This window comes from Bacteroidota bacterium, assembly GCA_030706565.1.
In the GTDB taxonomy this organism is placed as follows: Bacteria; Bacteroidota; Bacteroidia; order Bacteroidales; family JAUZOH01; genus JAUZOH01.
The window spans coordinates 1-5,740 of record JAUZOH010000249.1; the positions used below are offsets into that span (position 1 = coordinate 1).

Here is a 5,740-nt window from a genome sequence, read left to right on the forward strand (position 1 = left end):
GATTGATACGGGAAATAGACCGTAGTATAGTCAAAATTAGGAAATTCTATTTTTTCATTTGAGCAAGAAGTCAAAACCGAAAAAATAATCAACAACAAATAAATAATCTTTTTCATCTTATCAAATATTATAGTTAAGTATGATTACCAACCCTTATTTTGAATTAAGTCAGACTTCAACATTTCCGTATAAGGTACTGGCCCATAATACATATAATCTTTAAACGACCTGTTTTCAACATCTTTCTTGGTAAAGGTTGTCCCCTTTATGATCACCCCTTTAGCTGTTTGGGTGATATCCTCTTTCCAGCGGCGTAAATCCCAGAAACGGAAACCTTCAAAACACAACTCTAATCTGCGTTCATTATGTATCAGGATTCGCATATTTTCTTTGGTGGTAATGGAAGCCAAATAATTATCGGGCTGCGAAATTCCCGCCCTCTTTCTTATAGCAGCAATAACATCACGGGCAGAATAGCCATGGGTTCCGGACCCATCAGGGCCCCAGGCCTCATTGGCTGCCTCGGCATAATCAAGATAAATCTCGGTATACCTGATATAAGGGACATAATGATACTGCGACTGAGTTGATGACGGGTTAACATTAACATCTTCGCGAATGAGTTTTTTCATGTAATACCCGGTTCTGGTTGATGTTTTGATTGAATCCACAGCATCATTTCCTGAGCCCACAGAGGTATGAATGGTTGTCCCCCTCAGGGAATTTCCGTCATAAATAATATAGGCTGCTAATCTGGGATCACGGTTGGCATAAGGATGTTGAGGATCATAATTACTGGCAGGATCGGTTATAGGATAGCCGTTGGCCATCGGAAAAGCATCCACCAAATTCTGAGTAGGATTAATTTGTCCACTTCCATATTGAGAGGGAGGAAAAACATTTGCCTCCAGTGAAGACGAATTACTTTTGCTTGCTCTCCACAACATTTCCTTCTGATCATTATCATTATCCCCGGAAATGTCGATGGCATTAATCTGTTCTTTTGTATAAAAAATATTACCCTTGGGGTCAAGTCCGCTTACTCCGCCAATCAGGTCCAAAACATTGGCAGCATGATCAGCAGCATCAGACCATGAACCGGTTCCAAAAGCAGGACTGGCAGCAAGCAAAGCAACTTTTGCCCTTATGGCTTTTACAATACGGGCAGTAATTCTCTGTTTAAAAGCTTTCCCATAAACTCTGTTATATTGCTCTACACTTCCATTACTATAACGGGATGGAACTTGTGACATACTGGTATATTTCTTAAAGTCTAAAGGCAGCAATGCTTCGGCTTTGTTTAAATCGCTATAAATCTGACTTACACAATCCGAGAATTTATTGCGAGGTTTCTTAAAATCAGCATCCTGATATACATCAGTCAAAATAGGTGCTCCAAGTAAATCACCAGCCTGACTATAACCTCCATGGGCCGTTAGAATGAAATACATATGTAAGGCACGAAGTGCATAAGCTTCCCCTTTGTTTCTGTCATTAAACATTCTGGAGACAATTGTATCAGAAGACCAATTTACTTTATCACTATTTGCAAGAAACAGATTCAAATAATTAATTGCTTTTAAAGAATTAGTCCACTGTTCCGTAGGATTATTTTGAGAAGTCCACTGGCCAGTAGCCATAGCCAAATAGCCGTTACTCTTAACATTTGTCACAGCATCATCGGTGGCCACATCATTAAAAGAATAATTATTTATGGGAAGAAGCATATAGCCATTCATTAACACACCTTCGGCAAAATTCGCGTCAGCATATAAACCGCTCAGACCACGATGGTTGTCGTCGGCAGGAGACAACAAATCTGTACAACCGGCGAATATCATTGCGATCATAAAAAATATCAAAATATTTTTATTCATACCTTTTAATTTTTAATTTAAGTCCCTAAGCTTAAAAATTAGCTCTAACTCCTAAGTTATAATATCTAAACTGAGGTGCACTTCCTATATTCAAATCAAGGATACTTCTGCTTTTGGAGATAGTAAACAAATTAGATCCATAGAGATAGACGCCCAGCTCCCTGATAAAGGTTTTTGCCAGAATATCTTTGGGCAATTCGTATGAAAGCTGAACCTTATCTATATTGAACCTGTCGGTTTTATATAACCAGAAATCAGAATAACGGAAATCGTTATTGTTAGTCTTAGAACTTAACCGCGGATAGGTTGCAATAGTTTTTGTATCTGGAGTCCACCGGTTAAGTACTACGTCTGAATATTTATTATCTCCCTGTACCCAGTAATAGTTGTTTGTTTTTACACCGTCACCGCCATAAGAACCTGTCCCGGAAACGAAAAATGTAAAGTTCTTATAGGCAGCAGAAAAATTTAGGCCCAAATTAATAGGTGAGCCCCATCGGCCAATTTTAACTGCATCTTTGGTGTCAACTTTACCGTCATTGTTTTCATCAACATATTTGATATCACCAGGCGCCACATCACCAAATTGTTGAGCAGGGCTATTGTTGATATCGTTTTGATCCTGGAAGAACCCTTTGTTTTGAAGTCCGAATATGGCATCTACGGGTTTACCCACAGCATTCTGATAAGCATCCAGATTCAACTCGTCTCTCTTTATGACTTTTGAAGTTGCATAAGTTCCGTGAATTCCCAAATTTAATTCTACTTCACCCACTTTTTTGTTCGCATTCAAATCGAAATCGATTCCCGAATATTCGTTACAGTTATAGTTGGTATAGGGGATAAATTGGTTATTATAGCCAGGATACATATTAAACCGTTGTGTCGGCATTCCATCATCCCGTACCAAGAAGTAAGTTGTCTGGAAATTCAATAAATTCTGAAACAAAGAACCTTCAAGTCCAACAGAATATTGCTTCAATTTAGGGAACTTAAGATCAGGACTGGCGCCATATGTTGAAACAGTAGATGAAGCGGAATAAGTACCATCATCCCAGCCAAAACCGCCACTTTGAGTAGAAAAAATACCATCATATAGATAATAACTGGGGATATCCAGATCACTGTTTAAATAACCGGCTGCAGCAGTTAGTTTTAAGAAATTTACAATTTTTGAATCTGCAAGGAAGTTTTCCTTATTAATCACCCACCCCATACTTACGTTGGGTGAAAAAGCAACTCTGTTTTTAGCAGACAATTTTGTTGAATTCATAAAATTACCACTGAAATTAACCAAATATTTGTGTTTATAATTATATCCTAATTGTAAACCCAAATTAGTATTAGTGTTAGCCTGCTTATTACCGGAAATCATAATTGAACTACCAGAACCAAGTAACATGGCATTGAAATTATGAACATCATTAATAGACTTTTCATAATCTAAATGCAAAACAGCGCCCAAATTACGTGTTTGAGCTGTACCTCCAATACTCTGAGTACCCGTATGAGTATCGGTACCATAAGCAGTAAGTGCTGTAATTGAATCCTGATCACTCCAGGTAGGACTATATATTTTATAGGTATTATTCAATGATATATAGTACGAATTAGAGAAAACTTCATAAACTAAGGTATGAAAGGTTAAACCTTTGGTTATGTTCCTAAGGTCGAAATCGACCCCGTTTGAAATCTGCAAACTTCTGTCAACGTTATTGACGTAATTGCCGGCATAAATTTCAGCCAATGCATTAGTTTGAATATCCTGGGTGCCCCCTAAAATATATTTCCCGTCTATAACATTTTCACTCTTTCTTGCCTGTAAAAGGGCATCAGCACTACCTGTCCCAATCTGATCTACAGGAATCAAAGGCGAAAATTTATTAGGGAGTAACGAAGCAGTAGTACTCCAGAAATTACCGGTTCCACCTGTATGGGTTTGGCTGTATACAGTAGCTACATTAATAGAACTTTTAATATAATCACTAAGTTTAACATCAATGTTTGCACGGATGTTATACCTGTTGTTCCCATCATTTTTGCTTTCACCAAAATTCATGAGAGAAGTACTATTCGACCATCCAATGTTGGTATAAAATGTAGCAACATCATTTCCACCCGAAAATTCAGCATTTGCATCGGTATAGTTCATATACTTTTTAAGATAATCGGATGAAAAATAATCTGTGGAGGGGAATCTGTATTTGTTCCCGCTTTTATAATTTTGGATCATTTCGTCACTATATAAAGGGGCAAGTCCGTCATTAACACGGGCCTCATTATAAAGCGACATATAGTCGGCAGAACCCAGATAATGAGGGTAACCTTTAGGAAGTGCATAAGAATGGTTAATTCTTAAATTTATTTCCCTTTTATTAGCAGAACCTCTTTTGGAAGTAACCAAGATAGCCCCCTTGGCAGCCTGACTGCCATAAAGAGCAACAGCGTTAATACCCTTAAGAACGGTAATCTGGTCAACCTCATCAAGTTTAATATTACTTAAACTACTGGGGATATTATCAATCAAAACCAAGGCACCACCCATGCCCCATATGCTGCCGGTACCAAGCAAACCGCCGACACGGCCATTTATACCCCCGGCAGTTTCCCTGTTATTATCCACATTTATATACTCAGCAGGATTTAAGACACTGACAGTTCCGGTAAGATCCTTTTTATCAACGGTTCTATAAGCAACATTTACAATTGATTTTTGATTACTCTGCTTTTCAAGAACTATTTTCTCCATTTGCGGCACAGCCCAAACTTTTTTATCAAGATATCCCTTTGCAGTGATATACAGAACCGAATTAGCAGGTACTGTTATAGAGAAATGACCTGCCTGATCTGTATATTTAATGGATTTACCCTCGTCTCCATAAATGGAAGCGTTGGCAACCGGATTACCTGCCTGGTCATTTATAGTGGACTCAACAGTGACACCTCCGGAATTTTGCCCCTTCAAATTCAAAGAAAATGAAGCGAACAACACGCATAAAGCCATTAACAATTTTATATATTTCATTTCAATTTCGTTTTAAATTAGTAGATCTTTCGCTCGTACGTTATGGTTAAAATCGATTTTTGATTTTGCCATAACCAAGACTTTGATTTTTCTACCATCCCGGATTTTGTCCAAAGCTGGGATAAAGATTTACCTGCGTAGTAGGCAAAGGCAGCCAATAACACCTGTTTGTGAACACCCTGGTCTTAACCACCCTTTCTCTCATATTAATAGGCTTGTGTCTGGGGCCTTCGTCAAAATCAAGAGCAGTTTTCTTCAAATACTTATCCTGGGTTCCAATCAACCATCTGCGCAAATCCATCCAACGGATATTGGCTTCGTATGCGAACTCAACAGCTCTTTCCCGAATTAACTCCTGTTTAAATGCTTCAGTAGAAGTAGTGAATTTATCAGCGATATTACCAACTCCAGCCCTTTGTCTTACTTTATTAAAAGCGTCTACCGCAGTTAATTGTAAATCTTTACCTGCGCTAGGGCCATAGCTCTTAGGATCACCCCAGCCATATGCAACCGCTTCAGCATACATTAAATAGACGTCAGCCAAACGCAAATAATTATCGGCAACTCTGGGTCCGGGTCCGTTATCTATACTGTTGACTGTTAATGGAACAAATTTTTTGAGCATATATCCCGTTACACTATGGCTCAGATCATTACGCCAATATCCTCCATTATAAAGGGAAGCATAACGTATGGTAGAATCAAGGCTGGCACTTCCACCCTGAACAATTTTTTGCCAATTATAGACGAAATTATTATAGAAACGGGGATCTCTCCCGGTCCAGGGATCAGCAGGATTATATCCGGAGGCAGGATCGTCAATCGGCAATCCGCTGGC

The 5,740-nt window shown here is 38.6% G+C and carries 3 protein-coding genes; all 3 read right to left on the reverse strand.

The genetic code is table 11. The annotated features are described in order from the left end of the window. Positions 1-143: 143 nt before the first annotated feature. A complete protein-coding gene (locus Q8907_11810; protein ID MDP4274954.1) occupies positions 144-1,877 on the reverse strand; it encodes a RagB/SusD family nutrient uptake outer membrane protein in 1,734 nt (577 codons plus the stop codon). A 31-nt stretch (positions 1,878-1,908) separates the two neighbouring features. Then, positions 1,909-4,902: a SusC/RagA family TonB-linked outer membrane protein gene (locus Q8907_11815; GenBank protein ID MDP4274955.1), complete on the reverse strand. Its 2,994-nt coding sequence runs from the start codon at positions 4,900-4,902 to the stop codon at positions 1,909-1,911. A 91-nt stretch (positions 4,903-4,993) separates the two neighbouring features. Continuing rightward, positions 4,994-5,740, reverse strand: a 747-nt coding sequence (locus tag Q8907_11820; protein MDP4274956.1) for a RagB/SusD family nutrient uptake outer membrane protein, incomplete at its 5' end; no start/stop codon positions are given.

Excerpts from the sequence above, each read along its gene's own strand:
- Q8907_11810 (MDP4274954.1), bottom strand. The coding sequence starts at position 1,877 with ATGAATAAAAATATTTTGATATTTTTTATGATCGCAATGATATTCGCC.
- Q8907_11815 (MDP4274955.1), bottom strand. The coding sequence starts at position 4,902 with ATGAAATATATAAAATTGTTAATGGCTTTATGCGTGTTGTTCGCTTCA.